Origin of the sequence: Antarctobacter heliothermus (genome assembly GCF_002237555.1) — a bacterium.
In the GTDB taxonomy this organism is placed as follows: domain Bacteria; phylum Pseudomonadota; class Alphaproteobacteria; order Rhodobacterales; family Rhodobacteraceae; genus Antarctobacter; species Antarctobacter heliothermus_B.
In genome coordinates this window covers 4,382,444-4,407,615 of sequence record NZ_CP022540.1, presented here as the reverse complement: position 1 = coordinate 4,407,615, position 25,172 = coordinate 4,382,444, and the positions used below count along the sequence as shown (strand labels likewise).

Genomic DNA, 25,172 nt, shown 5'->3' with positions numbered 1-25,172 from the left:
GTCGCTGCAAATGCAGCAAAGTCGCAGGGGCGGGCGTGGCGGGCCAATTGTGTGTTGTTTCAGGCGGTGATCAGCAGCCAGCCCAAATAAGCGCCATAGGCCGCCAGCAGCGCCCCGGCCTCACGCCGTGAAACCCGCGCCCCTGTTGTGGCAAAGACCAGCAGCGCCACGGTTGCGGCGGCCATGACCCAGATGTCCACGTTCAGGATCTGGGCGGGCACCTGTATCGGGACCACTAGCGCCGTGATGCCCAGAATGCCGAGCAGGTTGAACACGTTGCTGCCGATGACATTGCCGAGGGCGACCGCGCCTTCGCCGCGCCGGACAGCCATGACGGAGGTGACCAGTTCAGGCATGGACGTGCCGATTGCGACGATGGTCAGACCGATCACGGTCTCCGAGACCCCCATTGAGGCGGCAATCCCCACAGCGCCCTGTACCAGATACCGCGCGCCTAGGACCGTCAGCACCAGCCCGGCGATTGTCAGCAGGGCATCGCGGCCGGTTCGGGTGGGGTGTTGGGCCAGCAGGTCCGCCTCGGCAGTGTAGATCGCGGCGGTTTCGCTGGCGCGGCGACGTTCCAGCACAAGGGTCGTGAAGACATAGGCCACAAGCGCCAGCACAAAGACCGCGCCGGTTGCGCGGCCAATCGTGCCTTGGGTCATGGCCCACATCCCCAGTGCGGTGGCCCCTGCCAGCACCGCGCCGTCGCGCCACAACGCGCGGGTGTCCACCGCGATCGGGGCCATCAGTGCGGCAATCCCGAGGATCAGCAGCACGTTGCCGATGTTGCTGCCCACCACGTTGCCCACGGCCAGACCGGGCGACCCGCTGAGTGCCGCTTGCAGGCTGGTCACAAGTTCCGGCGCGGAGGTGCCAAAGCCGACCAGCGTCAGGCCGATCACCAAGGGCGGCACGGACAGGCTGCGGGCAAGGTTGACCGCGCCGCGCACCAGCAGGTCTCCGCCCGCCACAAGGGCGATCAAACCGCCCAGAACAAAGAGAAAGGTCATGATGTCCGTTCTGTCATGAAAGGTGCCGAAGGGGCACAGCGCCAAGATGGGGGTGCGCGGCCGCGCTACAAGTCCCAGCGCCCCGTTGGGCCACGCGGCTGTGACGGATGCGGGGCATTCGCTGTCTGGCTTTCCCGGGCTGCCTGTGAAATACACCTTGGCGGGTCAGGCAAGGATGCAGATATGAGCGATTTCGACTACGATCTCTTTGTCATCGGCGGCGGTTCTGGCGGCGTGCGCGCGGCGCGTGTTGCGGCGGGTGAGACCGGGGCCAAGGTGGGTCTGGCAGAGATGGACCGCTATGGCGGCACCTGCGTGATCCGCGGCTGTGTGCCGAAAAAGCTGATGGTCTTTGCCAGCGAATACGCCGGGATGCCCGCCGAGGCGCGCTCTTATGGCTGGGACGTGGCGGACGGGGTCTTTGACTGGACGGCGTTTCGCGGCAAGCTGGACGCCGAACTGGACCGGCTGGAAGGCGTTTATCGCAAGCTGCTGTCCGGGTCTGGTGTCGATAGCTTTGACGCCCGCGCGCGGCTGAAAGATGCACATACGGTCGAGCTGTCCACCGGCGAGGTGAAGACGGCGAAACACATCCTGATCGCCAGCGGCGGGCGGCCTGTGCGGCCGGACATGCCGAATGCCGATCTGGGCATGGTGTCGGACGATCTGTTCCATATGGAGCGGTTGCCGAAGTCGATCCTGATCATCGGTGGCGGCTATATCGCCTGTGAGTTCGCCTGCATCCTGCACGGCTTGGGTGTTGAGGTGACGCAGTATTATCGCGGCGCGCAGATCCTGCGCGGTTTCGACGAAGAGGCGCGCGGGTTGATCGCGGACGCGATGAAGGAACGCGGCATCGACCTGCACACCGGCACCAACATCGTCGAGATGCAGCGCGCGTGCGACGCGGACAAAGAACTGGAGGCCGCGCCGGTCGAAGCAATGCAATATGGCGGCGACGACCATGTGGGGCCCAGCGACGGTGCGATCCGCGTCAAGGCGACCAACGGCAAGATCCGCGAGTTCGACGCGGTTCTGTTTGCGACGGGCCGCGCGCCCAACACTGCCGACATGGGGCTGGAGGAGGCCGGTGTCACACTGGGCCGGGGCGGGGCCATTGAGGTGGATGAGTACAGCCAGAGCAAGGTGCCCTCGGTCTATGCCATCGGCGACGTGACCAACCGGGTGAACCTGACCCCGGTGGCGATCCGCGAGGGCATGGCCTTTGTCGAAACGGTGTTCAAGGGCAACCCGACGCTGGTCGATCACGAGCTGATCCCCAGCGCGGTTTTCACCCAGCCCGAAATGGGCACCATCGGCCTGACCGAAGAGGCTGCGGCCGAACAGGAAGAGATCGAGGTGTACTGCACCTCTTTCCGGCCCATGCAGACCGCCTTTGCCGACAAACCCGACCGCGTTTTGATGAAACTGATCGTCTCCAAGGCCTCGCGAAAGGTGCTGGGATGTCATATCGTGGCACCGGGAGCGGGGGAGATGATCCAGCTGGCGGGTATCGCCATCAAGATGGGCGCAACCAAGGAAGATTTCGACCGGACGGTGGCGGTGCATCCGACAATGTCCGAGGAAATGGTGACGATGCGCAATCCGACCCGGACCGCTTGAATTTGCGGGCGCCGGGCACAGGTAACATAACACATCGACAGACGAGGAAGGACGGAAGTTCATGGCAGGTAACAGCGGCGGCCCCTGGGGGGGTGGCGGTGGCAACCAGAACGGTGGTGGCAACGGTCAACGCCCGCCCAGTGGCGGCGGTGGCGGCGGCGGACGACGTCCGGAAGACAGCCAGATCCCCGAGATCGACGAGCTGATGAAAAAAGGCCAGGAACGCTTGCGCGTTCTGATGGGCGGGCGCGGCGGCGGATCGGGCAACAACGGCGCTGGCGGCAGCGGCGGCGGCTCGGGTGGTCCCGGCCTGACGCGGGGCACCGTGGGCATCGGCGTGCTGGTGCTGTTCGGTTTGTGGGCCTTTGCCAGCGTCTATACCGTGCGGCCAGAAGAGCAGTCGGTCGAATTGTTCCTTGGCACGTATTCGAACACCGGCAATCCGGGTCTGAACATCGCGCCTTGGCCGTTTGTGACCTATGAGGTTGTCAATGTGACCTCGGAACGGACCGAAACCGTGGGCGCAGGCCGTGGTGGCAACGACGGTCTGATGCTGACCACCGATGCGAACATCGTCGACATCGATTTCCAGGTGGTCTGGAACATCTCGGACCCTGCCAAGCTGCTGTTCAACATCCGCGATCCGCAACTGACCGTTCAGGCGGTGTCGGAATCGGTGATGCGTGAGATCATCGCGGCGTCGACCCTTGCCCCGATCCTTAACCGTGACCGTGGCGCGATTGCCGATGGCGCGCGTGAACAGATTCAGGCAACGCTGGACGAATACGACAGTGGTATCAGCATCGTTCGGATCAACCTCGACAATGCCGACCCGCCGGGCGAAGTGATCGATGCCTTCCGCGCCGTGCAATCGGCCGAGCAGGAACGTGACCGGCTGGAACGTCAGGCTGACGCCTACGCCAACCGTGTCGTTGCCGAGGCACGCGGTGCAGCGGCCCAGACCCGCGAAGAGGCTGAAGGCTATCGGGCGCAGGTCGTGAACCAAGCGGTCGGTGAGGCCGCGCGCTTTACCAGCGTTCAGCAGGAATACGCGCTGGCCCCCGAGGTCACGCGCCGCCGTCTGTACATCGAGACGATGGAAAGCGTGTTGGGCTCGGTCGACAAGATGATCCTCGACAATTCGGTGACCAATGGTGGCGGGGCTGCCGGTGGCGGCGTCGTGCCGTATCTGCCGCTGAATGAACTTCGCCGCAGCGGAGGGAACAACTGATGCGCAAGACAACTTACCTATTGCCCGCCCTCGTGGTGGCCATTGTCGTCGTGCTGTCGTCGATCTTTGTGGTGGACGAACGTGAAAAAGCGCTGGTGCTGCAGTTCGGCCAGATCAAGGCCGTGAAGGAAGAGCCGGGGCTGGCGTTCAAGATCCCGCTCATTCAGGAGGTTGTGCGCTATGACGACCGTATCCTGTCGCTGGACACGCAAACCATCGAGGTGACGCCGTCGGATGACCGCCGCTTGGTCGTCGACGCCTTCGCCCGTTACCGGATCGCCGATGTTGTCCAGTTCCGTCAGGCTGTGGGTGTCGGTGGCATCCGCGTGGCCGAGGATCGGCTGTCAGGCATCCTGAACGCGCAGATCCGCGAAGTGCTGGGTGCCGATCAGGTCACATCGGACCGTATCCTGTCCAAGGATCGGGGCGAGTTGATGATCCGCATCCGTGACAGCGCCCGCGTACAGGCCCGTTCGCTGGGTCTGGATGTGGTCGACGTGCGTCTCAAGCAGACCAACCTGCCGCAGCGCAACCTTGAAGCCACCTTTGACCGGATGAAGGCAGAGCGTGAGCGCGAAGCGGCGGACGAAATCGCCCGTGGTAACGAAGCCGCGCAGCGTGTTCGTGCCTTGGCCGATCGTACCGTGGTTGAAACGCTGTCGGTTGCAGACCGGGATGCCAACGTGATCCGGGGTGAGGCCGACGCTGAACGCAACAGGATCTTTGCCGATGCCTATGGTGCCGACCCTGAGTTCTTTGCCTTCTACCGTTCGCTTCAGGCCTATGAGACGTCGCTGAAGGGCGATAACTCGACCATGGTCATGACGCCGGACAGCCAGTTCTTTGAATACTTCAAGAACGAGCTGTCGACCAACGGCTCTGTGACGTTGCCGGACCCTGTGGCCCGCGCCGAGGCCCCGGATGCGCCAGCGCCGGATGCCCCCGAAGCGCCGGAAATGCCGGAACCGTTCAACCTGACCCCGGTTGATCCGGCTCCGGTCGATCCGGCCCCCGAAAGCCCGGAGGCGGTTGATCCGACCCCCGAAGCGGTTGATCCGGCGCCCGCACCCGAGGCGCCTGAGGCCGACACCCCGCCCGCCGACAATTAATTGAGCGGGACGGACATACTGACGGGGATCGGAATGGTCCTTGTGATCGAGGGGCTGGTCTATGCGCTGGCCCCTTCGCTTGTGGAGCGCCTGTTGGAGGCGCTCCGCAGCCTGTCCATCGAACAGCGCCGCAATCTGGGGCTGTTGACGTTGGTCTCTGGCCTGCTGGTGTTGTGGATCGCCAAAGGCTGAGTGCGCTTGGCCGGTGCGTGCAGAGGTCCGCTGCCAAACGGTTTTTTCGCCGGTGGCAGAGGATCGCCTAGCGGAAATGTGCCGATTCCCCCCTGTCACGACGCTCTCACAAACCGGTGAGGTGGGATTTCATCCCTTTGGTGTTGCGCGCGCGCACCTATGTTTGACACACTGACCGACAGGAGGCAGGCGGCGGCGTGCGGCCCCGCGCGTCTGCTGGCTGGCAGAGACAAGGAGACCCCATTGAAACCGCAATCCCCCGCATTGACGCAGGAAAATGCGACACCGCTGCGGCTGTTCTGGCTGGCATCGCTGTCGATGATCCTGATCGTATCGCAAACCTTGATGGCACAGGCGCGTGGCGCGCCTGAGAGCTTTGCCGATCTGGCAGAACGGATCAGCCCTGCCGTCGTGAACATCACCACCTCGACCACGGTTGCCGGTCGGACCGGCCCGCGCGGCGTGGTCCCCGAAGGCAGCCCGTTCGAGGACTTCTTTCGTGAGTTCCAGGACCGTGGCGGTCCCGACCGTCCGCGCCGCTCTTCGGCGCTGGGCTCCGGGTTTGTCATTTCCGAAGACGGATTTATCGTGACGAACAACCACGTCATCGAAGGCGCGGATGAGATCACCATCGAATTCTTCGAGGGGTTCGAATTGCCTGCGACGCTGGTGGGCACGGACCCGAACACCGACATTGCGCTGCTGAAGGTCGAGGCAGAGCGCCCGCTGATCTATGTCAGCTTTGGCGACAGTGACACCGCCCGCGTGGGTGAGTGGGTCATGGCGATGGGCAACCCGCTGGGACAGGGCTTTTCCGTCTCGGCCGGGATCGTGTCGGCCCGCAACCGCGCCCTGAGTGGCACCTATGACGACTACATCCAGACCGATGCCGCCATCAACCGCGGCAACTCTGGCGGTCCGCTGTTCAACATGGCGGGTGAGGTGATCGGCGTGAACACCGCGATCCTGTCGCCCAACGGCGGGTCGATCGGCATCGGGTTCTCGATGGCGTCGAACGTGGTGACCAATGTGGTCGGCCAGCTGCAAGAGTTCGGCGAAACCCGTCGCGGCTGGTTGGGTGTGCGCATTCAGGACGTCAGCGAAGATGTCGCCGACGCGCTCAATCTGGTCGAAGCCAAAGGCGCGCTGGTGTCGGACGTGCCCGAAGGCCCGGCGCTGGAGGCCGGTGTGGCCGCAGGTGACGTGATCCTGTCGTTCGACGGGGTCGATGTCGAAGACACCCGGCAGCTGGTCCGCATCGTGGCAAACACCCCGGTGGGCAAGACCGTGCGTGTGGTCGTCAACCGTGATGGTGCGACGCAGACGCTGAAGGTCACGCTGGGCCGCCGCGAAGAGGCGCAGGGCGCCGTACCCGCTGCAGCACCGGTGGCGCCGGAGGCGGCAGAGGAATTGCAGACCCTTGGCCTGACCCTTAGCCCACTGACGGATGCGATCCGCTCGGAGCTGAGCGTGCCTGCTGGTATGCAGGGTCTGGCGATCATGGATGTCGATGGCACGTCTGAGGCGTTTGAAAAGGGCCTGCGCGCCGGTGACGTGATCACCGAAGCAGGTCAGCAGGCGATCAGCAGCATCGACGACCTTGAGGCCCGGATCACCGAGGCTCGCGACGAGGGTCGCAAGTCGATCCTGTTGCTGGTGCGCAGCGGTGGCGACCCGCGTTTTGTCGCGCTGAGCCTGTCTGACGGCTGATCCGTCGCCGGGATGCTTGAAACACAAAGGGCGGCCTTCGGGCCGCCCTTTTTCCGTTCGGGGATGTGTCGGGCTAGAGGGCGGCGTCGCCTGTATCCCTTGGCGGCAGCTCGACCGCAACCAGCCCCAGCGCCCGCGCGGTTTCCAGTGAAAGCTGCGCGCTTTTCAGCCCGCGCTCTGACTGATAGGCGCGCACGGCGGCGGTGGTCGGCGCGTCCAGCGTGCCGGTGACATTGCCCGCAAAGTAGCCGCGCGCGGCCAGCGCGCGCTGGACCGAGGCGATGAATTCGGGGGTCATCTGTTCCGGGCAGGGGGCCTGGAACGTGATTTCGCCGCGTTCGCGCACAACGCGCGGCACCGGGGCCTTGCGGTAGATCGGCGGGCGGATCACGGTGCCATCCTCGGCGATCTCGGCCTGAACCACCTGCACCTCGCCCATGACATGCTCATAGATCGCCGGTTGCACGTCGCGGGCGCGGCAGGTGCCGTCCTCGACATGTTCGGCCATGGGCGGTTGGCCGGCGGCGGGCAGCGCACCACGGCTGACGGTCTGTGGGTCGCCACAGGCGGCAAGCGCGGTCAGCGCTGCCAGCAGCGCGGCCGAGGGCGTTGTGGGTCGGGACATCTCTGCTCGGGCCTCTTGTGTGCCTTTGTTGCGGGGAACATAGCGGTTTTGACAGGCGCTGCCTAGAGTGCCGGACCTCGCCCAGAGCGCCGATAGCGACCGGCCGCCGGTCGCGCCGAGTTACGGGGTGTCCAGCAAACGGTCCAGCAGGGATGAGATATCCTCGATCTGTTCCGAGATGATATGGGTCACGCCATTTTCGCGCTGGACCCGGCCAGTGACGCGCAACATGCGGCCCGCAATCACCGCGCGCCGGAACCGTTCATACAGCTTGCGCCAGACGATGATGTTCACCACGCCGGTCTCATCCTCCAGCGTGATAAAGATCACGCCTTTGGCCGTGCCGGGCCGTTGGCGCAGGATCACCAGTCCCGCCACGGTGACGCGTGCCCCATTGGGCGGCTCGCGCAAGCGGTTCGCGGGAATGCAAGAAGGGGGGCGGGGCCAGTTCATGTGAACAAATATAGAACATATGCTGGATAGTGCCATGTTTTTCGCGATGTCCTGATCACGAAAGGCATCTGTGGTCGCACAGGTGCAATAGGGGCTGGCGGTGGCGGGATGGGCGCACTACCTAGGATGTCGAATTTCAAGGAGAGCGGTGAAATGGCCAAGATCACCTATATCGAGCACAACGGCACAGAACATGTCGTCGACGTCCCCAACGGTCTGACCGTCATGGAAGGGGCGCGGGACAACAATATCCCCGGAATCGAAGCGGATTGCGGCGGCGCCTGCGCCTGTTCCACCTGCCACGTCTATGTGGCCGAGGACTGGGTCGAAAAGCTGCCCGCGAAAGAAGACATGGAAGAGGACATGCTGGATTTCGCCTTTGAACCCAATGCCACGCAGTCACGCCTGACCTGCCAGTTGCGCGTCACCGATGCGCTGGACGGTCTGGTCGTGAAGATGCCCGAGAAGCAGATCTGATGCGCAAGGGGGCGCCGCGTCAACCGGGGCGTCCTTGGACGGCGATCACACGCGGCGCGGGGATGGCGGTTTGCCTGTGGCTGACGTCTCCTGTGGCGGCTGTCGCGCAGGAGGCGGTTTCGGCGCGCTATGAGGGCGCGGTGACGCGCTACCCGCATGGCGTGCTGGGCGATGAGGTCGAATACGACACGCTGGCGGTGACCCTGTCCGACGGGCGCGTGCTGCGCCGCCGCTGGAACGCGCCACTGGTGTTCGAGGACGTGGCGCCACGGCTGTGGGATGTGACCGGCGACGGACTGCCAGAGATCGTAACGGTCGAGAGCCACGAGACGCGCGGCGCGCGGCTGGCGGTCTGGTCCGTTGCAGGAGGCAGCCTTGACCCGCTGGCGGCGACCCCCTTTATCGGCCAGCGGTTTCGCTGGCTGGCACCGGTGGGGGCGGCGGACCTGGATGGCGACGGCGCGATAGAAATCGCCTATGTCGACCGCCCGCATTTGGCCAAGACCCTGCGCGTCTGGCGGTTTGTCGATGGGGCCTTGCACGAGGTTGCGGCGGCGACCGACTATAGCAACCATCGGATCGGTTGGGATTATATCGCGGGCGGGCTGCGCACATGTGGTGCCAGGCCGGAGATGATCCTTGCCAGTGGGGATTGGACGCGGATCGTTGCGGTGACCTTCGACGGAACCTTTGCGGCGCGGGATCTGGGGGCCTATGGCGCGGACCGGATGGCCGCCACGATGGCCTGCCGCTGAGACTGCCCCTGCGGGTGTTGTGGTCGGTTTGGGCGTAGTGTCAGACCGCCTAACCCGATGTCAGCCTTGGAACAGCTTGTGGCGGCTTGGGGGCTCTGCCAACGTGCCTGCGCAAGTAACATGAAGGCATATCCATGGAACGCGATGACCCATCCAGAATGATTGCCGTTGTCGGATTGGGTCCGCGCGGGCTTGGCGCGCTGGAATCGCTGGCGGCGCAAGGGCGTAAAGCCGGGGTGTCCCTGCAGGTGGATGTGTTCGATGCGCTGCCGGCCTGCGGCGCTGGTCCGAATTTTTCCCCGGACGAAAGCCCGACGTGTCTGTTGAACATCCCTGTGCGCGATATCGAGATACGGCCGCCGGAATATTCGCGCGTCGGCAGCTTTGCCGATTGGCTGGCCGATGCGCCGGGACCGGATGCCTTTCCGACCCGCGCCGCAATGGGCCGCTATCTAGAGGCGCGCTGGGCGGATCTGCGGGAACTGGGCTATCTAGGCGTGTCGCGTCATGCCGGTCTGGTTGAGGCCGTGCAGCAGGCTGAGGGCGGCTGGACGTTGCAGGTCGATGGCCAATGGCGCGGTCCCTATGCCGAGGTGCTGCTGGCCCCCGGTCAGCCAGAGGTCACGCCAGATGACCAGTTAGCAGATTGGCAGGCGCACAGCCGCCAATCGGACGGAACCCTGGCGCAGGCGTATCCGGCCACGCGGCTGGTCTCTGCGGCCTCTGGGTGGGCGGGGCAGACCGTTGCGATCCGCGGTTTGGCACTGTCGGCCTTTGATGTGCTTCGGGCGCTGACAACAGCGCAGGGCGGGCGGTTCGATCAAGGCAGGTATATCCCCTCCGGGCAAGAGCCTGCGCGGATCCTGCCGTTTTCGCTGGACGGCAAGCCACCCTTTCCCAAGCCGGGCACAGAGGGGCTGGATGCGCGGTTCACGCCATTGGCGTCTGAAACGGCGGCATTTGAAGGGGCCATCGCCAAGGCGGCATGTGCCTCTGCCAAGGAGGCGGCGGCAATTATCAACGCCGCGCTGGTGCCGGCGGTTGTGCGCATTCTTGCGGGTTGCGGCGCTGCTAAGACAGCGGAGCAGGTCATGCAGTGGCTGGACACGGAATGGCGGACGCCCGGCGCGCAAGAGACAGACGGGCCGATGGACACCCTGCGATCAGGTATTGCGATGGCAGAGGGATCCGCTGCGCCGACGATTGGCTATGCCGTCGGTCAGGTCTGGCGGAAATGGCAGGACGAGTTGCGGGCCGGGTACAACGCCGCGCAGACGGATGCGGAGACGGCACAGGCGCTGGTCGGGTTTGACGAAGGGGTGAAGCGGTATTCTTATGGCCCGCCCTTGTCGTCCAGCGTTGAACTGGCGGTGCTGATCGACGCCGGAGTGGTTGATCTGGCTCTGGCCAGCGATCCGGACATCGACATGGTTCCGGCAGGCTGGGTCCTGAAGGGGGATGGCCGATCAGAGGCGGCTTCGGTGATGATCGATGCGGTTTTGCCATCGCCTGTCCTGTCGTCGATCACTGCGCCTCTGGTGGCGGGTCTGGTGCGCGACGGGTGGATGAGCCCGCTGGCGGACGGGCTTGCCGCGCAGACAACCGCGGATGGACGTGTGATTGGCGAGGACGGGAAGGTGGCGCTGGGGCTGTGTCTGTTGGGGCGGCTGGCGCTTGGCAGTGTGGTGGCGGCGGATTCGTTGCATGATTGTTTCGGGGCCTCCGGCGACCGCTGGGCCGAGGGGGTGCTGGCGCGGCTGGGCTGATTGCTGCGTGGTCCAGCGGCAATTTGGCAAGCTGGCGGGTTGTTTGGCGCACGATTGGGGCTTTGCTTTCCCGGCGGCGCGAATTACCCCTGTCGCCCATGAAAATACTCTTTCTTGGCGATGTCATGGGCCGCGCGGGGCGGCAGGGAATCTCAGAGCGGCTACCGGCCCTGCGTAAGGACTGGCGGCTGGATTTCGTGATCGTGAACGGCGAAAACGCCACCAATGGCGCGGGTCTGTCAGGCGAACACGCCAAGGCGATCTTTGAGGCCGGTGCGGATGTGATCACGCTGGGCGATCACGCCTTCGACCAAAAGGAAATGCTGACCCATATCGAGGGCGACACGCGCATCATCCGACCATTGAACATTGCCCGTCAGGCACCGGGGCGTGGGGCCGCGATGTACAAAGACGCGCGCGGGCGCAAGGTGCTGGTGGCGCAGGCGCTGGGGCAGGTGTTCATGAGCCGCAATTACGACAGCCCGTTTGTGGCCATCGACGATCTGCTCAAGCGGCATCCGCTGGGCGGGCAGGCGCAGGCGATTGTGGTCGACATGCACTGCGAGGCGACCTCGGAGAAGATGGGCATGGGGCATTTCTGCGACGGGCGGGCCAGTCTGGTGGTTGGCACGCATACGCATGTGCCGACCTCGGACGCCCAGATCCTGCCCGGGGGCACGGCCCTTCTAACTGACGCGGGTATGTGCGGCGACTACAACTCTGTCATCGGGATGGACCCGGCAGAGCCGCTGCGGCGTTTTGTCAACGGCATGGGCAAAAGCCGGTTCAACCCTGCGCTGGGTGAGGCGACGCTATCGGGCGTTTATGTCGAAACCGACGATGCCACCGGCAAGGCCGTCACGGTCAAGATGGTTCGGCAAGGCGGGCGGCTGGAACAGTCCGGTCCCGCATGACCCGGTTGCTGCCCTTTGCCATGCTGGTGATCATGGGCGCGGCATGGGGGGCGACACAACCGTTGACAAAGATCGCGGTGTCTGAGGGCTATCGCCATTTCGGGCTGATCTTTTGGCAGACGGTGTTGGTGGGGCTATTGCTGGGCATGCTGACGCTGCTCAAGGGCAAGCGCCTGCCGATGCACCCGGCAGCCCTGCGACTGTATCTGTTTATCGCTGTGATCGGCACGGTGGCACCCGGCATCGCCTCCTATCAGGCGGCGGTGCATCTGCCATCGGGCGTGTTGTCGATCTTGCTGAGTTCGGTGCCGATGTTTGCGTTTCCGATCGCGCTGGCGCTGGGGACGGATCGTCTGGTGCTTTCGCGTGTGGCGGGCTTGTTGTCGGGGCTGGGCGGGGTCGCCCTGCTGGTGCTGCCAGAGGCCAGCCTGCCCGCCGGGACCGATGCAATCTGGATCGCGATCGGGTTGATCGCCCCTGTTTGTTACGCGCTGGAGGGCAATGTGGTTGCCAAATGGGGCATGCAGGGGCTCGACTCTGTGCAAGTGTTGACCGGAGCGTCGGTCCTTGGGGCGGTCCTGAGCCTGCCGTTGGCGCTGTCCAGTGGACAGTTCATTGTGCCAAGCCTGCCGCTGGGCGCGCCGGACAAGGCGATGATCGCCGCAGCCGTTTTGCATGGGTTTGCTTATTCGACCTTTGTTTGGCTGGTGGGTCGGGCGGGGGCGGTGTTTGCCGCACAGGTCAGCTATCTGGTGACACTCTTTGGGGTCACATGGGCGATGCTGTTCCTGTCAGAGGCCTATGTCGGCTGGGTCTGGGCCGCGCTGATCCTGATGATGGCGGGGATGTTCCTTGTGCAGCCGCAGCGTAAACCGCTTGTACCCGAACCGGCGCCACGCCAGAATGCGGTCGGTTGAGAGCGGGCGGAAAGCTGAGCGAAACATGATCGGAATAGAGCTGAGCCAGACGGGCCAAGCGGTGGTCACCCTTGCCGTTGTGGCCGTGATGTTCGTGCTATTTGTGCGCGAGTCCTATCCGACAGAGGTGACCGCCATCGGTGGTGTTGCGGTCCTGTTGCTGATGGGCGCGCTGCCCTATGAGGCGGCGCTGGAGGTGCTGTCAAACCCCGCACCATGGACCATCGCGGCGATGTTTGTCGTCATGGGGGCGTTGGTGCGGACCGGGGCGCTGGATGCCTTTACCGGATACGCGCAGGAACAGGTTGCCAGACGTCCGCGACAGGCCATTGCAGGTATCCTGATGGTGGTTGTCGTGGCCTCTGCGGTGATGAACAACACCCCCGTGGTGGTCGTGATGCTGCCCATTTTTGTGCAAATCGCCAATTCCATGGGCATTGCCCCGTCGAAGCTGCTGATCCCGCTCAGCTATGCGGCGATCCTTGGTGGCACCCTGACATTGATCGGCACCTCGACCAACCTGTTGGTCGATGGTGTGGCGCGCGCGCAGGGGATGGAGCCGTTCACCATCTTTGAGGTCACGCCGCTGGCTGTGATCCTTGTGGCCTGGGGCATGTTCTATCTGCTGTTCTTTGGTCGCTTTCTGCTGCCGGACCGGACCTCTATGGCGGGGATGCTGTCGGACCGTTCGCGGATGAAGTTTTTCTCAGAGGCGGTTATCCCGCCGGACAGCAACCTGATCGGGCGCGAAGTTCTGGGCGTTCAGCTTTTCAAACGCGACGGCGTGCGCCTGATTGACGTGATCCGGGGTGATGAGTCGCTGCGCCGCAATCTGCGAGGCGTTGAGTTGCAGGTAGGTGACCGGGTGGTCCTGCGCACCAAGATGAACGAATTGCTGTCCCTGCAACGCAATAAAGAGTTGAAACGCGTCGATCAGGTCTCTGCCAAAGAGACGACGACGGTCGAGGTGTTGATCACGCCGGGCTGCAAGATGGTGGGCCGCAGCCTTGGCGCGCTGCGTCTGCGGCGGAAATTCGGGGTCTATCCGCTGGCGGTGCATCGGCGAAACCAGAACATCGGGCGGCAGTTGGACGATCTGGTGGTGCGGGTGGGCGATACCCTGCTGCTGGAGGGCAGCGCCGAAGACATCAAGCGGCTGGCTACGGAAATGGAGCTGGTCGACGTGGCGCAACCGTCGGCACGGGCGTTTCGGCGCGGGCATGCCCCGGTGGCGCTGCTGGCGCTGGCCGGGATCGTGGTGTTGTCGGCCTTTGGCGTGGCCCCCATCCTGTCGCTTGCGGTGGTGGCCGTGGCGATTGTGCTGCTGACCCGCTGCATCGACGCGGATGAGGCGTTTTCCTTTGTCGAGGGGCAGTTGCTGGCGCTGATCTTTGCCATGCTGGCCATAGGCGCGGCGCTGCAAGCCTCTGGCGCGGTTGAATTGATTGTGGGCGGGGTTGCCCCCTTGATGACCGGGCTGCCTGCACCGCTGGTGATCTGGGCGGTCTACCTGATGACCAGCCTGCTGACGGAAACCGTATCCAACAACGCCGTGGCCGTGGTGGTGACGCCCATCGCGATCAGCCTTGCCACCGCGATAGGCGTCGATCCGCGTCCCTTGGTCGTGGCGGTCATGGTTGCGGCCTCGTGCAGCTTTGCCACGCCCATCGGCTATCAGACCAACACGCTTGTCTACGGTCCCGGCGGGTACAAGTTTTCGGATTTCTTCAAGGTCGGCCTGCCGCTGAACCTGAGCATTGGCGTGCTGGCCTCTGTCCTGATCCCGTTTTTCTGGCCGCTGTAGTTCTCAGCCGTAGCGTTCTACGAACCCTTCCAGCAGGCGGGGCGGTTCGGTGACGCGGGCGGCGCGGCACATCTGGATCAGGGTGTCGGCCTCTTCGGGGGCGAAGTAGCCCTTGTGCCGGTAGATGCGGATGCGCGTCTCGAACTCGGCGGCGTCCGCCTCGGGGTGGAATTGTGTGGCATAGACGTTCTGTCCGTAGCGGATCATCTGATAGGGGCAGGGCCCGGATGAGATCAGGTGGACCGCGCCATTGGGCAGGTGCTGCACCGCCTCCTTGTGGCCGACAAAGGCGTCGAACTGACTGGGCAGGTCGGCGGTCAGCGGGTCTTGTGCGCCTTCGGGCGTGAGATGGCAGGTCACCGCGCCCACGGGTTCGCCAAACCGCTCTTTGGACACTTCCGCGCCAAGGTGATGCGCGAGGATGCCGATGCCATAACAGCAGCCCATGAAGGGGATGTCCTGCGCCGTGATCCTTGGCATCAGGTGCAGGATCGCCTCTTCGATGCGTCGCTCTACCAGCGCCTTTTTGGCGGGCGGATCGCTGACGCAGCCGGGGCCGCCGCCGACGATCACGCCGGCATAGTCGCCGGGGTCGAGGTCAGGAGGCAGGTCCTCATGGTCCAGACATATGCGGTGAACGCGCGCCTCTGTCAGGCCCGAGGTGGTGAGCATGGCGTGATACTCAGAGTCGCTGGCCTCTGGTTCGGGGCGCAATTGGAGGAGAAGGAATTTGCTCATACCCCAGCGCTAGCGCAGGTCAGCCCCCCGCGCAACGCCCGGACTTGGCAAGGGGGGCGGCGCTGGCATATAGAGGCGCGGATATATCAAGACATCCGACAAAGAGGCACATCCACCATGGCCGGCCATTCCAAATGGGCAAACATCCAGCACCGCAAGGGCCGTCAGGACAAGATCCGGGCCAAGATCTTTTCGAAACTGTCGAAAGAGATCACCATCGCCGCCAAGATGGGCGACCCTGACCCCGAGAAAAACCCGCGCCTGCGGTTGGCTGTGAAAGAAGCCAAGGGGCAGTCGATGCCCAAGGACAACATCGAACGCGCCATCAAGAAGGCGACCGGCGGTGACGCCGAGGACTATGAAGAAATCCGCTATGAGGGCTATGGCCCCAACGGTGTGGCGGTCATCGTCGAGGCGATGACCGACAACCGCAACCGGACCGCGTCGACGGTGCGGTCGACCTTTGCCAAGAACGGCGGCAACCTTGGTGAGACCGGCTCTGTCGGGTTCATGTTCGAGCGCAAGGGAGAGATCATCTACCCGGCCTCCGTGGGGGACGCCGATACCGTCATGATGGCGGCGATCGAGGCGGGGGCAGAGGACGTGGAAAGCGCCGAGGACGGCCATGTCATCTTTTGTGCCGACACCGATCTGAACGAGGTGTCGACCGCGCTGGAGGCCGAGCTGGGCGAGTCGGATTCGACCAAGCTGGTGTGGAAGCCGACCACCACCACGGACATGGATTTTGAGGGCATGCAGTCCTTGATGCGGTTGATCGAGGCGCTGGAGGATGATGATGACGTCCAGCGGGTGACGGCCAATTTTGAAGCCTCGGATGAGGTCATGGCGAAGCTGGAAGAAGCCTGAACTTTCAGGCCTTTCAGAGACGTGAGGAAACCCCCGCTTTGGCGGGGGTTTTTGTTTGGGGTTGAGAGTGTGTCCACGCGTGGACAACGACTCGGTGACGCGAAATCAAAGGGTTACAGAGGCGTTTTTACGCGGCGTTAAGATTTGCGCATGGAGTGGCCTAGATTTCCGGGCCTGTTTCTGGCGGAGGAATTGGGTGGTTTTGACAGGGATTTACTGTGCAGCCCGTGGCAGACTTTGGACGTCCTGTAGACGATTGAGACGCGTATGGCACGGTGGCCGGGATTGGACCGTTGTGCGGGGGGCCGCAGGGGCGGCGGGTTTGGCCAAATATTGCGCGATCTGAGGCATGCGGCAGGGGTTTTCCCGGCGTGCAAGATCCTGCGGTTGACGTGACGAATTGCATTCTTTGCTGGTTGAATGAATAGTCGCGACGTCCTTCAAATCAGCGAAACGGCGCAAGCTGCTTTGACGATGTTGGCAGGTTTCTAAATCTAAGGAAGCTGTCATAGTGCATGGGACGCGAAAAAGGATACCTACGCCCAGTTGTTTGTCGAAGCCCAAGGAATGTGGGGATGCAAGAAATCGTTCAAACTGACGAGCTATCCGACGTGATGGACATGCTGAATGCGCTGGATGACGAGATTGTCGTGCTGAGCTCGACCGGCTGCATTCTTGCCTCTAACACGGCATGGGACAATTTTTGTCTGGAAAACGGGGGGAATCTGGCGAGTTGCTCGGTCGGCAGTAATTACATGGCGGTTTGCACCCCGGCGAGCGGTTCTTCGAACGCTGTCGCGCAAATCATCCCGGACGGGCTGCGACGGACACTAACGACCGGCAACACCTTTCGGTGCGAATACCCCTGCAACAGCCCGACTGAAAAACGCTGGTTCGAACTGACCGCGAACCGCTATCAGAGAGGCGATAAACAGTTCCTGATCGTCCAGCATCGCAATATCACCAAGCGGCATATCGAACAGGAAGAAATAGAACAGGCCCACATCAATTCCAATGCAATGGCCGCATTGGTCGCCACAACCAGCGACGCCATCATAAGCTATGATCTGGATGGCAAAATCATCACCTGGAACCCGTCCGCCGAACGGCTGTACGGCTACGAACGGGCGGAAATTATTGGCCAGCCTCTTGAAACACTCTACCCCGAGAATTGGCCGACGCGCGCCAGCTATTACCGAGATGAAATCATCGCTGGCAGGTTGCAGGATTTTGAAGCAACGCGTGTCGCCAAGGATGGCACAAAACGCGAGGTCTGGGTCAGTTGCGCGCCGATCCGGAGCATGGAGGGTGAGATCATCGCGATCTCAAATATTCATCGCGACGTCACCGATGTGCGCAACGCGGAACGGGCCCGTGACCTGATCTCGAAAGAGGTGATCCATCGCGCCAAGAACATGTTGAGCGTTGTGTTGGCCATTCAGCGTCAAACAGCACGAACCGCTGAAACGCTGGAAGAGTTCACCCAGAATTTCGGTGCGCGATTGGCCTCGTTGTCGAAATCGACCGACCTGTTGGTTCATAACGCTTGGTCGAATGTTTCGCTCGACGACGTTGTCGCAGGGCATCTAGAGCCGTTTAGGTCTGTAAACGACGGCCAGCGGGTCGTCATCACCGGGCCACAGATCAAGCTGCAACCGGATTGTGTGCAGGCAATCGGGATGGCGATCCACGAACTGGCGACCAATTCCTCAAAATACGGTGCGTTGAAGCAGGGGCGCGGTAAGGTGGCGATCTCTTGGCATGTTGCGCGTGCCGATGGTCGGTTGCATTTCAGATGGCTGGAAACCGGGGTGGTCGTTGAATGCAAATCTGTCCGAGATGGTTTTGGCACTACTGTCCTGACGTCTTACGCAAGGACAGTGCTGAATGCGGACACCACCTACGAGATGCAGGCCGATGGGATCGAGTGGACGATTGATGTGCCCTCGACGCATTTTCAGGCCAGCTGAACCGTGACGGCGCCAAGCGCGGGCAGGTCGGCGTCTGCCCTTTGTGACGATGTCAGTGCGCGGGGCGGCGGCTGTGATCGCATGCAGATTCGTGCTGTGCCCAGTGTCCTGGCGCTGGTTTTGGATCAGCGTCGCGCCACCGTATCTGTCAAATAGGCACGATCCCGACGGAATGCCCGACTTGCGGGGAGGCGCAAAAACCGCCTAAGCCGGGGGGATGTTGTTGCGCGCGCTCTTGCTTTTGGTCGTTGTCGTCGCGCTTTCGGGGGCGGCGACCTGGTATTTCGGCCATGAGGTGCTGATTGCGCTGGGGCTGATCCTGACCCAGCTCAAGGTGCTGATGAAAAAGCTGATCGGTGTTGAATTGCCGGTGCTTTTTGTTTGGCTCAAGACGCAGGGCGCTATGTTCTTTCGCGTCGAGCTGATCAAGAAATGGCTGATGTCATCGGTTGTGCCCCTGATGTTGGGCAAGGCGCTGTTGCGGCGCATCCAGTTGATGATGAAGGGCTATCTGGCGATTGTTCAGGTGCGCTATGCGCGGCTGATGGACTGGTTCAACGGGCTTAGCCGGGCGGAGCGGGCGGTGGCGTGGCTGGTGATCCTGTTTGCCTCGCTGGCCTTGTCGGTGACGTCGATGGGCCTGTGGTTGATTTTGTTTTCGGTGCAACTGCCGCTATGGCTGGTGGCGGTGGGCAGTGCAACGGTGCGGGTGACATGGTCGTCGCTGCAAAAGGGCCTGTTCAAGGCACTGGCGTTTTTGCAGCTGGGCTGGCTGTGGAAAGGCATCAAGCGGCTGCTGCCCGCCGCGGTGCTGGAGCGCAAGCGGCGGACCGAGTTTCGCATTGCCCGCGCTATTGTGCGCCGCCGCCATCTGACGTTGAAGCAACTGGTGGAACGCAAGGGGCGGTTGCCGTTCAAGCTGGGCGTGTTGGCGGAGTATCTGTTTTACCCACCGGGGCGGACGCGGCGTTGAGGCGGGATCTTAGGCGGTGGCGCGTGCGGGAAAGACCTGCCGCCGGATCAGCGGGCTGATCCCGATCAGCACCAGAACGATCGACAGCAGGCACCAGATGGCCGGCATCTCGGCGGGGTTGCTGGTCAGCCCAGAGGCCAGCAGTGGCCCGGCAAGCGTGTTGAGCACGGCAAAGCGCCATGCGCCGTAGAGGCAGGGCAACACGAGGCTGGCCAGCAGGTAGTCGGGGTATTGCCCGATCCCGCCGACCCAATGGGCGAGGCTGAACAGGTTGTTCAGCGGCATGGTCCAGCCGATGTGCCAGTCGCCCGAGATGGTGCAGAACGCCGCCCCGCACAGCGGCGTGCCGGGCAGGCAGGTGCCCAGCCAATCCGCCGGGATCAGCCGCGCCAACAGGGTGAGCGAGGCCAGCGACGCCAGCATCAGCACCCGCTGTCTGGTGCGTGGAACAATGCCCGGCCCGACGAGGGCCAGACAGAACAGGTTGATCACGATGGGCTGTAAAGCGATGTGCAGGTAGGACAGCACGGTCACAGTGGTATTGGCGGGCGTGCCGCATTGGTCGACCACGCCATAGCCCCAGGCCTGCAGCCCCTCCATCAGGGTGAAATAGCCCAGCGTTCCCCAAATGCCCGCGGGGTCTCCGCGCCGCCATGTGGCGACGGTGGCGGCGGTCCCAAGCCCGACCATGGCGAATGTGGCGGTTTCACTCCAGCACATGTGTTTGCTCCCTTACGGACAGATTTCTGGAAAGGGCGGGCAAGGTCAATGCCCTGGCGGGGTGGCGGTGTTTTCGCTTGCCCTTGGGGCGGTTCCGCGCGAGGGGACGGCACCGGAGCATGTCAACAGGCGGGGGCACAATGGTAGCGGTACTGGCGGGCTTTGCCCTGGGGTTGAGCCTGATCCTTGCGATCGGGGCGCAGAACGCTTTTGTGCTGCGGCAGGGGCTGCGTCGGGCGCATGTGCTGCCCGTGGTGCTGGTCTGTGCGGTGTCGGACGCGGCGCTGATAGCGGCGGGGGTGGCGGGTTTTGGCGTGCTGGTCGAAGCGGTGCCGGGGCTGGAATGGGGAATGCGCCTGTTTGGGGCCGCGTTCCTGATCTGGTACGGGGCCAGAACGCTGTACGCGGCGTGGAAGGGGGGCGCGGTGCTGGCCGCGGGGGAAGGCGCACAGAGCCTGCGGGCGGCTGTGCTGACCTGTCTGGCCCTGACTTGGCTGAACCCGCATGTCTATCTGGACACGGTGGTTCTGCTGGGGGCCGTGTCGGCGCAATATGACGACCGGCTGGGATTTGCGCTGGGTGCGATGACGGCCTCTTTCGTGTTTTTCTTTACGCTGGGCTATGGCGCAAGGGCGCTGGCACCGCTGTTTGCGCGCCCCTCGTCGTGGCGGGTGCTGGATCTGGTGATCGGGCTGACCATGTGGGCCATCGCGGCCAAGCTGATCCTGATGTGATCCGCAGGGCTTGTGCCTGCGGAACAATGGGTTAAGCCATGGGCATGGCGAACAATCAACAAAGCCCGGCGTGGGGCGTGTTCTGGATGGTGGTGACGGGGCTGTGCTTTGTCGCGGTGACGGCCTTGGTGAAATCCTTGGGCCAGCGCATCCCGGCGGCGGAGTCGGCCTTTCTGCGCTATGTGCTGGGTCTGGTCTTTTTGTTGCCGATGGCCAAGAGCCTTGCGCAAGCCCGCCTGACGCCGCGTATGTGGCGGCTGTTCTCGCTGCGTGCGGTCTTTCACACCTGCGGCGTGGCGTTATGGTTTTTCGCCATGACCCGCATCCCCATCGCCGAGGTGACGGCGATGAACTACATCAACCCGGTCTATGTGACGGTGCTGGCGGTGATCTTTCTGGGCGAGCGTCTGGCGCTGCGGCGGGTGATGGCAATTGTGGCGGCGCTGATCGGGGCGCTGATGATCTTGCGGCCGGGCTTTCGCGAACTGGACCCGGGGCATTTTGCCATGCTGGGGACGGCCCTGTTGTTTGCCGTGTCGTACATTTTGGCCAAGATCCTGTCGGGTGAGGTCAGCGCGGCGGTGGTGGTGGCGCTGCTGTCCGTCGGCGTGACCATCGGCCTGGCGCCTTTGGCGATTGCGGTCTGGGTCTGGCCGACGTGGTGGGAGTTGCTGGTGTTGTTGGGCGTGGCGTTTTTCGCCACCGCCGGACATTACACCATGACATTGGCCTTTGCCGCCGCCCCGATGACGGTGACGCAGCCGGTGACGTTCCTGCAACTGATCTGGGCCGTGTCGCTGGGCGCGATTGTCTTTGGCGAGCCTGTGGATCCTTGGGTCATCGCGGGTGGATCGGTGATCATGGCGGCGGTGATTTTCATCACTTGGCGTGAAGCGGTGCTCAAGCGGCGAATCACACCGCTGGTGCCGGAAACCAAGATTTGATGCGCTGACGCAAGGTCACGTTTTCGCTGAAACACCTTCGATTAGGCGCAATCGCGCCCTAATTTTTAACGATGTTGCAAGCATTCGCGTGCAGCATATCGGGAGAAATTAGATGTTTGCGGAGGGTAGAATGACTGAAGACATGACAGAGATCGAGAATTTCCTGCTGAACGAACGGCAGAAGGTTCTTTCCGACGCAGAATGGCGGTTTCGGATGCGCGGCTATGGCTACAACCTGCGGCGCACCGACTGCGGCGTCGAAGTGGCCCGCCTGCCGCAGAACCGGGTGCTGGGTACGCTGAACCTCTGATTTTGCGTCAAAAGGCTCGACAGGGCGTCCGTGTGACGTCTCTGATGTTTTCCCAAACAGGGAGGACAGAATTTGACGACACGGAATTTGCGTCGTGCTGCGTTTGTATTGGCGGTAATGCCAATGGCCGCGCAGGCCGGACTGGACGTTTGCAACGACACGGATCTGCGGCAAAGCGTGGCCATCGGCTATGAGGCCCCCGGCGGGATCTGGACATCCGAGGGCTGGTGGCAACTGGCTCCGGGAGAGTGCAAGACGGTCATGGCGCGCGCCTTTGATCGCCAGTATTTCTACTACAGGGCTACGGTCCAAGGTGGCGGTTTCGACGGGCCGTTTTCCTTTTGCAGCACCTCTGGGGCCTTCACCATCGAGGGCGACACGGATTGCGCCGCGCGGGGCTATGACAGCACGCGCTTTCGCAAGGTCGATACCGGCGAGGCCGCGGATTTCACCCTGACATTGGTGGCAGACGGGGCCAGCCCGGAGCCAGACGATCCAGACCCCGTATACAACGAAGAGGATCTGCCTCTGGAAAGTGTCGTGCCTTTTCCGCGCGGCAGTCTGGGAGAGCCGTTTACCCAAAGCGGCATCTTCACGGGGTGTGAACTGATCGACGGGCTGGATTTTTGCAGCTTTGAGATCGAGGGCTGGCGATATCACGCATATTACGGCGGCGGTTCGGCGGACAGCATTCTGGACGATCTGCAACACTGGCCCATGCCGCTGGCTGTCGAGATCGAAGGCGACATGGTCAACTACGGCGACATCACGGTCGAGGTGGCGCTGGCGCGGGTGACAGAGGTGTTCGACGGCGATTTCTTTGCCGAAGAGCGGCGCATGTTGCAGGGGTCTTGGCAGTCGGTGGACGATCCCGAAGCGAAATTCACGATCGCGGGAGCGGATGTCTACGACTACTACGGCGGCGAATTCATCGGCCATCAGTGGATGACGCTGGGCGGGACGTGTCCGGATGCGCCCTATGAGGGGGTCGGGTTCACCCGGACCGAATTGGAGACGCAGGAGAGTTGGTGTGAGCATCTGGGCGAGGTGACGGCGGTCCGGCTGGAACTGATCATCCCTGAGTTGGGCGATGTGCTGACCTATCGCCGGGTCGACTGACCGCCGCGCGACGGAGGTTTTCGACAGACATTCAGCGCCGGAACCTGAGCAGGGTTTCGGCGCTTTTTGCGTGTGGTTGTTGGTCGCGGTGTTTTTGATTGACTGGACAGTCAATAAAAACCATCCTGTGGCGATGCCAAAGATCGGACAAGAACCAATTCGGCGCGCGGCGCTCATGGAGGCCACGGTGGCCGAGATCGGAGAGGCCGGGTCGCTGGACGTGACCGTCTCAAAAATCGCGCGGCGGGCCGGCATGTCCAGCGCGCTGGCGCATCATTACTTTGGCGGCAAGGCACAGATCTTCCTCGCCGCCATGCGCCATATCCTGACAGAATACGGTGCCGAGGTGCGCCATGCGCTGGCCTCTGCCCCGGACGGTGCGCGGTTGGAGGCGGTGATCGCGGCGAACTTTGCCGATAGCTGTTTTCGCTCTGACACGGTGGCGGCGTGGTTGAATTTCTATGTGCTGGCGCGGAAGGAACCAGAGGCCGCGCGCCTGTTGCATGTCTATCAACGGCGGCTTCATTCCAATCTGGTGCATGCGTTGCGCGACCGGGCCGACAACCCGGACGCGGTGGCCCAGCAGATCGCGGCGCTGATTGATGGCGTCTACCTGCGGGCGGCGCTGTCGGGCAACGGCGTCGAGGGGGCCGCCTGCCAAGTCATCGAAACCGCCCACGCCCTGATGAGGACGACATGACCAAACCCAATATCCTGATCGTGATGGTGGACCAGTTGAACGGGACGTTGTTCCCGGATGGTCCTGCCGATTGGCTGCATGTGCCGAACCTGCGCGCGCTGGCGGAACGGTCGGTACGATTCCAGAACGCCTATACCGCCAGTCCGCTGTGCGCGCCGGGGCGGGCCAGTTTCATGTCCGGGCAATTGCCCAGCATGACGCGGGTCTATGACAACGCGGCAGAGTTTGCCTCGGACATCCCCACCTATGCGCACCACCTGCGGCGGGCGGGCTATCAGACCTGTCTTTCTGGCAAGATGCATTTTGTCGGTCCCGACCAGATGCACGGGTTCGAGGAACGGCTGACCACGGATATCTACCCCGCAGATTTCGGCTGGACACCGGACTATCGCAAACCGGGTGAGCGGATCGACTGGTGGTATCACAACATGGGGTCGGTGACGGGCGCCGGTGTGGCCGAGATTTCCAACCAGATGGAATACGACGATGAGGTGGCCTATCACGCCGAGCGCAAGTTGTATGATCTGGCGCGGGGCAAGGACGACCGCCCTTGGTGCCTGACCGTCAGCTTTACCCATCCGCATGACCCCTATGTGGCGCGCAAGAAGTACTGGGATCTTTACGAGGAGTGCGACCACCTGACGCCAGAGGTTCCGGCCATGGCGTATGAGGATCACGATCCGCACAGCAAGCGGATCTTTGACGCCAACGACTGGCGCAGCTTTGACATCTCGGAAGAGGATATTCGCCGGTCGCGGCGCGCCTATTTCGCCAATATCTCATACCTTGATGAGAAGATCGGCAAGCTGCTGGAGGTGCTGGAAGAGACCCGGCAAGAGGCGATTGTGGTCTTTGTTTCAGATCACGGCGACATGCTGGGCGAGCGGGGCCTGTGGTTCAAGATGAGCTTTTACGAAGGTGCGGCGCGGGTTCCTTTGATGATCGCGGTACCGGGGGCCGAGGGCGCGCGGATCGACGCGCCGGTCTCGACCATCGACCTGTGCCCGACGCTGTGTGATCTGGCGGGGGTGGACATGTCCGAGGTCATGCCGTGGACCGAGGGTGAAAGCCTGACGCCGGTCATGCAGGGGCGCGCGCGCATTTCCCCGGTGGCGATGGAATATGCGGCAGAGGCCTCTTATGCGCCACTGGTCTGCCTGCGCGAGGGGCGGTGGAAATACACCAACTGCGCATTGGACCCCGAGCAGCTGTTTGACCTTGAGGCTGACCCGCATGAGCTGACCAATCTGGCCGAGGACGCGGTCCATGCGGAGGTGCTGGAGAAATTCCGGGTCAAATCCGCCGCGCGCTGGGATCTGGAGCGGTTCGATGCCGAGGTGCGGCAGTCTCAGGCGCGGCGCTGGGTGGTCTATGAGGCGTTGCGGCAGGGTGGCTATTTCCCGTGGGATTTCCAGCCGCTGCAAAAAGCCAGCGAGCGGTACATGCGCAACCATATGGATTTGAATGACGTGGAAGACAGCCAGCGCTTTCCACGCGGCGAGTAGCGT

Annotated in this window: 25 protein-coding genes; 20 read left to right on the top strand and 5 right to left on the bottom strand. The window is 63.0% G+C overall.

The genetic code is table 11. The features are described from left to right. Window positions 1-59: 59 nt before the first annotated feature. On the bottom strand, window positions 60-1,013 hold the full coding sequence (locus tag ANTHELSMS3_RS20860; RefSeq protein WP_094037277.1) for a calcium/sodium antiporter: 954 nt from the start codon (window positions 1,011-1,013) through the stop codon (window positions 60-62). A 183-nt stretch (window positions 1,014-1,196) separates the two neighbouring features. Here ANTHELSMS3_RS20860 and ANTHELSMS3_RS20855 point away from each other — a divergent pair, with 183 nt between their 5' ends. From ANTHELSMS3_RS20855 to ANTHELSMS3_RS20835, 5 genes are all read left to right on the top strand, one after another. Continuing rightward, window positions 1,197-2,636, top strand: a complete 1,440-nt coding sequence (locus ANTHELSMS3_RS20855; protein WP_094036550.1) for an FAD-dependent oxidoreductase — start codon at window positions 1,197-1,199, stop codon at window positions 2,634-2,636. 61 nt (window positions 2,637-2,697) lie between these two features. Next, on the top strand, window positions 2,698-3,867 hold the full coding sequence (gene hflK / locus ANTHELSMS3_RS20850) for an FtsH protease activity modulator HflK (RefSeq protein ID WP_094036549.1): 1,170 nt from the start codon (window positions 2,698-2,700) through the stop codon (window positions 3,865-3,867). Beyond that, on the top strand, window positions 3,867-4,976 hold the full coding sequence (locus ANTHELSMS3_RS20845; RefSeq protein WP_094036548.1) for a protease modulator HflC: 1,110 nt from the start codon (window positions 3,867-3,869) through the stop codon (window positions 4,974-4,976). Before hflK ends, ANTHELSMS3_RS20845 begins: the two co-directional genes overlap by 1 nt. 33 nt (window positions 4,977-5,009) lie before the next feature. Continuing rightward, window positions 5,010-5,168 (top strand): DUF2065 domain-containing protein, encoded by a 159-nt coding sequence (locus ANTHELSMS3_RS20840; protein ID WP_302630581.1) that lies wholly within the window; start codon window positions 5,010-5,012, stop codon window positions 5,166-5,168. Window positions 5,169-5,486: 318 nt separating this feature from the next. Then, window positions 5,487-6,878, top strand: a complete 1,392-nt coding sequence (locus ANTHELSMS3_RS20835; RefSeq protein WP_439098679.1) for a Do family serine endopeptidase — start codon at window positions 5,487-5,489, stop codon at window positions 6,876-6,878. A 73-nt stretch (window positions 6,879-6,951) separates the two neighbouring features. Here ANTHELSMS3_RS20835 and ANTHELSMS3_RS20830 read toward each other — a convergent pair whose 3' ends face one another. Both ANTHELSMS3_RS20830 and ANTHELSMS3_RS20825 read right to left on the bottom strand, forming a co-directional pair. Beyond that, complete coding sequence (locus ANTHELSMS3_RS20830; RefSeq protein ID WP_094036546.1) at window positions 6,952-7,503, bottom strand: peptidoglycan-binding domain-containing protein; 552 nt, start codon at window positions 7,501-7,503, stop codon at window positions 6,952-6,954. A 120-nt stretch (window positions 7,504-7,623) separates the two neighbouring features. Beyond that, complete coding sequence (locus ANTHELSMS3_RS20825; protein WP_094036545.1) at window positions 7,624-7,956, bottom strand: OB-fold nucleic acid binding domain-containing protein; 333 nt, start codon at window positions 7,954-7,956, stop codon at window positions 7,624-7,626. Window positions 7,957-8,109: 153 nt separating this feature from the next. On the opposite strand from ANTHELSMS3_RS20825, the gene ANTHELSMS3_RS20820 reads away from it, so the two are divergent. From ANTHELSMS3_RS20820 to ANTHELSMS3_RS20795, 6 genes are all read left to right on the top strand, one after another. Then, entirely contained in the window at window positions 8,110-8,433 is a 324-nt protein-coding gene (locus ANTHELSMS3_RS20820) for a 2Fe-2S iron-sulfur cluster-binding protein (protein ID WP_094036544.1), read from the top strand. Then, window positions 8,433-9,188, top strand: coding sequence for an FG-GAP repeat domain-containing protein (locus ANTHELSMS3_RS20815; RefSeq protein WP_254694799.1), 756 nt, complete (start codon window positions 8,433-8,435; stop codon window positions 9,186-9,188). The genes ANTHELSMS3_RS20820 and ANTHELSMS3_RS20815 overlap by 1 nt, the downstream gene beginning before the upstream one ends. A gap of 134 nt (window positions 9,189-9,322) precedes the next feature. Further along, entirely contained in the window at window positions 9,323-10,954 is a 1,632-nt protein-coding gene (locus tag ANTHELSMS3_RS20810) for an FAD/NAD(P)-binding protein (RefSeq protein WP_094036543.1), read from the top strand. A gap of 98 nt (window positions 10,955-11,052) precedes the next feature. Beyond that, a complete protein-coding gene (locus ANTHELSMS3_RS20805) occupies window positions 11,053-11,868 on the top strand; it encodes a TIGR00282 family metallophosphoesterase (protein ID WP_094036542.1) in 816 nt (271 codons plus the stop codon). Next, window positions 11,865-12,785, top strand: coding sequence for a DMT family transporter (locus tag ANTHELSMS3_RS20800; RefSeq protein ID WP_094036541.1), 921 nt, complete (start codon window positions 11,865-11,867; stop codon window positions 12,783-12,785). The genes ANTHELSMS3_RS20805 and ANTHELSMS3_RS20800 overlap by 4 nt, the downstream gene beginning before the upstream one ends. Window positions 12,786-12,810: 25 nt before the next feature. Then, window positions 12,811-14,589 carry an SLC13 family permease gene (locus ANTHELSMS3_RS20795; protein ID WP_094036540.1) on the top strand — a complete coding sequence of 593 codons (1,779 nt, stop codon included), beginning with the start codon at window positions 12,811-12,813 and terminating at the stop codon, window positions 14,587-14,589. A 3-nt stretch (window positions 14,590-14,592) separates the two neighbouring features. On the opposite strand, the gene ANTHELSMS3_RS20790 is transcribed toward ANTHELSMS3_RS20795, so the two are convergent. Next, complete coding sequence (locus tag ANTHELSMS3_RS20790; protein WP_094036539.1) at window positions 14,593-15,327, bottom strand: glutamine amidotransferase; 735 nt, start codon at window positions 15,325-15,327, stop codon at window positions 14,593-14,595. Window positions 15,328-15,444: 117 nt separating this feature from the next. Here ANTHELSMS3_RS20790 and ANTHELSMS3_RS20785 point away from each other — a divergent pair, with 117 nt between their 5' ends. The 3 genes from ANTHELSMS3_RS20785 (at window position 15,445) to ANTHELSMS3_RS20775 (ending at window position 19,137) form a co-directional block, all read left to right on the top strand. After that, window positions 15,445-16,194, top strand: a complete 750-nt coding sequence (locus ANTHELSMS3_RS20785) for a YebC/PmpR family DNA-binding transcriptional regulator (RefSeq protein WP_094036538.1) — start codon at window positions 15,445-15,447, stop codon at window positions 16,192-16,194. Window positions 16,195-16,769: 575 nt separating this feature from the next. Then, the gene (locus ANTHELSMS3_RS20780; protein ID WP_198319849.1) at window positions 16,770-18,164 is read left to right on the top strand and encodes a sensor histidine kinase; all 1,395 of its coding nucleotides are present in this window, start codon (window positions 16,770-16,772) and stop codon (window positions 18,162-18,164) included. A 223-nt stretch (window positions 18,165-18,387) separates the two neighbouring features. Next, window positions 18,388-19,137, top strand: coding sequence for a hypothetical protein (locus ANTHELSMS3_RS20775; protein ID WP_157733598.1), 750 nt, complete (start codon window positions 18,388-18,390; stop codon window positions 19,135-19,137). A gap of 9 nt (window positions 19,138-19,146) precedes the next feature. On the opposite strand, the gene ANTHELSMS3_RS20770 is transcribed toward ANTHELSMS3_RS20775, so the two are convergent. Beyond that, window positions 19,147-19,857: a DUF5765 domain-containing protein gene (locus tag ANTHELSMS3_RS20770; protein ID WP_094036535.1), complete on the bottom strand. Its 711-nt coding sequence runs from the start codon at window positions 19,855-19,857 to the stop codon at window positions 19,147-19,149. A 140-nt stretch (window positions 19,858-19,997) separates the two neighbouring features. Between ANTHELSMS3_RS20770 and ANTHELSMS3_RS20765 the strand changes: the two genes are divergently transcribed. From ANTHELSMS3_RS20765 to betC, 6 genes are all read left to right on the top strand, one after another. Beyond that, the gene (locus ANTHELSMS3_RS20765) at window positions 19,998-20,591 is read left to right on the top strand and encodes a LysE/ArgO family amino acid transporter (protein WP_094036534.1); all 594 of its coding nucleotides are present in this window, start codon (window positions 19,998-20,000) and stop codon (window positions 20,589-20,591) included. Window positions 20,592-20,635: 44 nt separating this feature from the next. Next, entirely contained in the window at window positions 20,636-21,535 is a 900-nt protein-coding gene (locus tag ANTHELSMS3_RS20760) for a DMT family transporter (RefSeq protein ID WP_439098659.1), read from the top strand. A gap of 130 nt (window positions 21,536-21,665) precedes the next feature. Continuing rightward, window positions 21,666-21,845 (top strand): hypothetical protein, encoded by a 180-nt coding sequence (locus ANTHELSMS3_RS20755; RefSeq protein WP_368074426.1) that lies wholly within the window; start codon window positions 21,666-21,668, stop codon window positions 21,843-21,845. Window positions 21,846-21,917: 72 nt separating this feature from the next. Further along, window positions 21,918-22,964, top strand: a complete 1,047-nt coding sequence (locus tag ANTHELSMS3_RS20750) for a DUF1036 domain-containing protein (RefSeq protein WP_157733597.1) — start codon at window positions 21,918-21,920, stop codon at window positions 22,962-22,964. A 133-nt stretch (window positions 22,965-23,097) separates the two neighbouring features. Further along, a complete protein-coding gene (gene betI / locus ANTHELSMS3_RS20745) occupies window positions 23,098-23,664 on the top strand; it encodes a transcriptional regulator BetI (RefSeq protein ID WP_094037274.1) in 567 nt (188 codons plus the stop codon). Beyond that, entirely contained in the window at window positions 23,661-25,169 is a 1,509-nt protein-coding gene (betC, locus tag ANTHELSMS3_RS20740) for a choline-sulfatase (protein WP_094036530.1), read from the top strand. Before betI ends, betC begins: the two co-directional genes overlap by 4 nt. Window positions 25,170-25,172: the final 3 nt, after the last annotated feature.

Bases quoted from the DNA above. Each gene is read 5' to 3' on its own strand.
- betC (WP_094036530.1), top strand. From the start codon at position 23,661: ATGACCAAACCCAATATCCTGATCGTGATGGTGGACCAGTTGAACGGG.
- ANTHELSMS3_RS20810 (WP_094036543.1), top strand. From the start codon at position 9,323: ATGGAACGCGATGACCCATCCAGAATGATTGCCGTTGTCGGATTGGGT.
- ANTHELSMS3_RS20765 (WP_094036534.1), top strand. From the start codon at position 19,998: ATGGTAGCGGTACTGGCGGGCTTTGCCCTGGGGTTGAGCCTGATCCTT.
- ANTHELSMS3_RS20790 (WP_094036539.1), bottom strand. From the start codon at position 15,327: ATGAGCAAATTCCTTCTCCTCCAATTGCGCCCCGAACCAGAGGCCAGC.
- ANTHELSMS3_RS20805 (WP_094036542.1), top strand. From the start codon at position 11,053: ATGAAAATACTCTTTCTTGGCGATGTCATGGGCCGCGCGGGGCGGCAG.
- ANTHELSMS3_RS20770 (WP_094036535.1), bottom strand. From the start codon at position 19,857: ATGTGCTGGAGTGAAACCGCCACATTCGCCATGGTCGGGCTTGGGACC.
- ANTHELSMS3_RS20795 (WP_094036540.1), top strand. From the start codon at position 12,811: ATGATCGGAATAGAGCTGAGCCAGACGGGCCAAGCGGTGGTCACCCTT.
- ANTHELSMS3_RS20860 (WP_094037277.1), bottom strand. From the start codon at position 1,013: ATGACCTTTCTCTTTGTTCTGGGCGGTTTGATCGCCCTTGTGGCGGGC.
- ANTHELSMS3_RS20855 (WP_094036550.1), top strand. From the start codon at position 1,197: ATGAGCGATTTCGACTACGATCTCTTTGTCATCGGCGGCGGTTCTGGC.
- ANTHELSMS3_RS20755 (WP_368074426.1), top strand. From the start codon at position 21,666: ATGACTGAAGACATGACAGAGATCGAGAATTTCCTGCTGAACGAACGG.
- betI (WP_094037274.1), top strand. From the start codon at position 23,098: ATGCCAAAGATCGGACAAGAACCAATTCGGCGCGCGGCGCTCATGGAG.
- ANTHELSMS3_RS20760 (WP_439098659.1), top strand. From the start codon at position 20,636: ATGGCGAACAATCAACAAAGCCCGGCGTGGGGCGTGTTCTGGATGGTG.
- ANTHELSMS3_RS20785 (WP_094036538.1), top strand. From the start codon at position 15,445: ATGGCCGGCCATTCCAAATGGGCAAACATCCAGCACCGCAAGGGCCGT.
- ANTHELSMS3_RS20835 (WP_439098679.1), top strand. From the start codon at position 5,487: ATGATCCTGATCGTATCGCAAACCTTGATGGCACAGGCGCGTGGCGCG.
- ANTHELSMS3_RS20830 (WP_094036546.1), bottom strand. From the start codon at position 7,503: ATGTCCCGACCCACAACGCCCTCGGCCGCGCTGCTGGCAGCGCTGACC.
- ANTHELSMS3_RS20845 (WP_094036548.1), top strand. From the start codon at position 3,867: ATGCGCAAGACAACTTACCTATTGCCCGCCCTCGTGGTGGCCATTGTC.
- ANTHELSMS3_RS20780 (WP_198319849.1), top strand. From the start codon at position 16,770: ATGCAAGAAATCGTTCAAACTGACGAGCTATCCGACGTGATGGACATG.
- ANTHELSMS3_RS20840 (WP_302630581.1), top strand. From the start codon at position 5,010: ATGGTCCTTGTGATCGAGGGGCTGGTCTATGCGCTGGCCCCTTCGCTT.
- ANTHELSMS3_RS20815 (WP_254694799.1), top strand. From the start codon at position 8,433: ATGCGCAAGGGGGCGCCGCGTCAACCGGGGCGTCCTTGGACGGCGATC.
- ANTHELSMS3_RS20800 (WP_094036541.1), top strand. From the start codon at position 11,865: ATGACCCGGTTGCTGCCCTTTGCCATGCTGGTGATCATGGGCGCGGCA.
- ANTHELSMS3_RS20825 (WP_094036545.1), bottom strand. From the start codon at position 7,956: ATGAACTGGCCCCGCCCCCCTTCTTGCATTCCCGCGAACCGCTTGCGC.
- hflK (WP_094036549.1), top strand. From the start codon at position 2,698: ATGGCAGGTAACAGCGGCGGCCCCTGGGGGGGTGGCGGTGGCAACCAG.
- ANTHELSMS3_RS20820 (WP_094036544.1), top strand. From the start codon at position 8,110: ATGGCCAAGATCACCTATATCGAGCACAACGGCACAGAACATGTCGTC.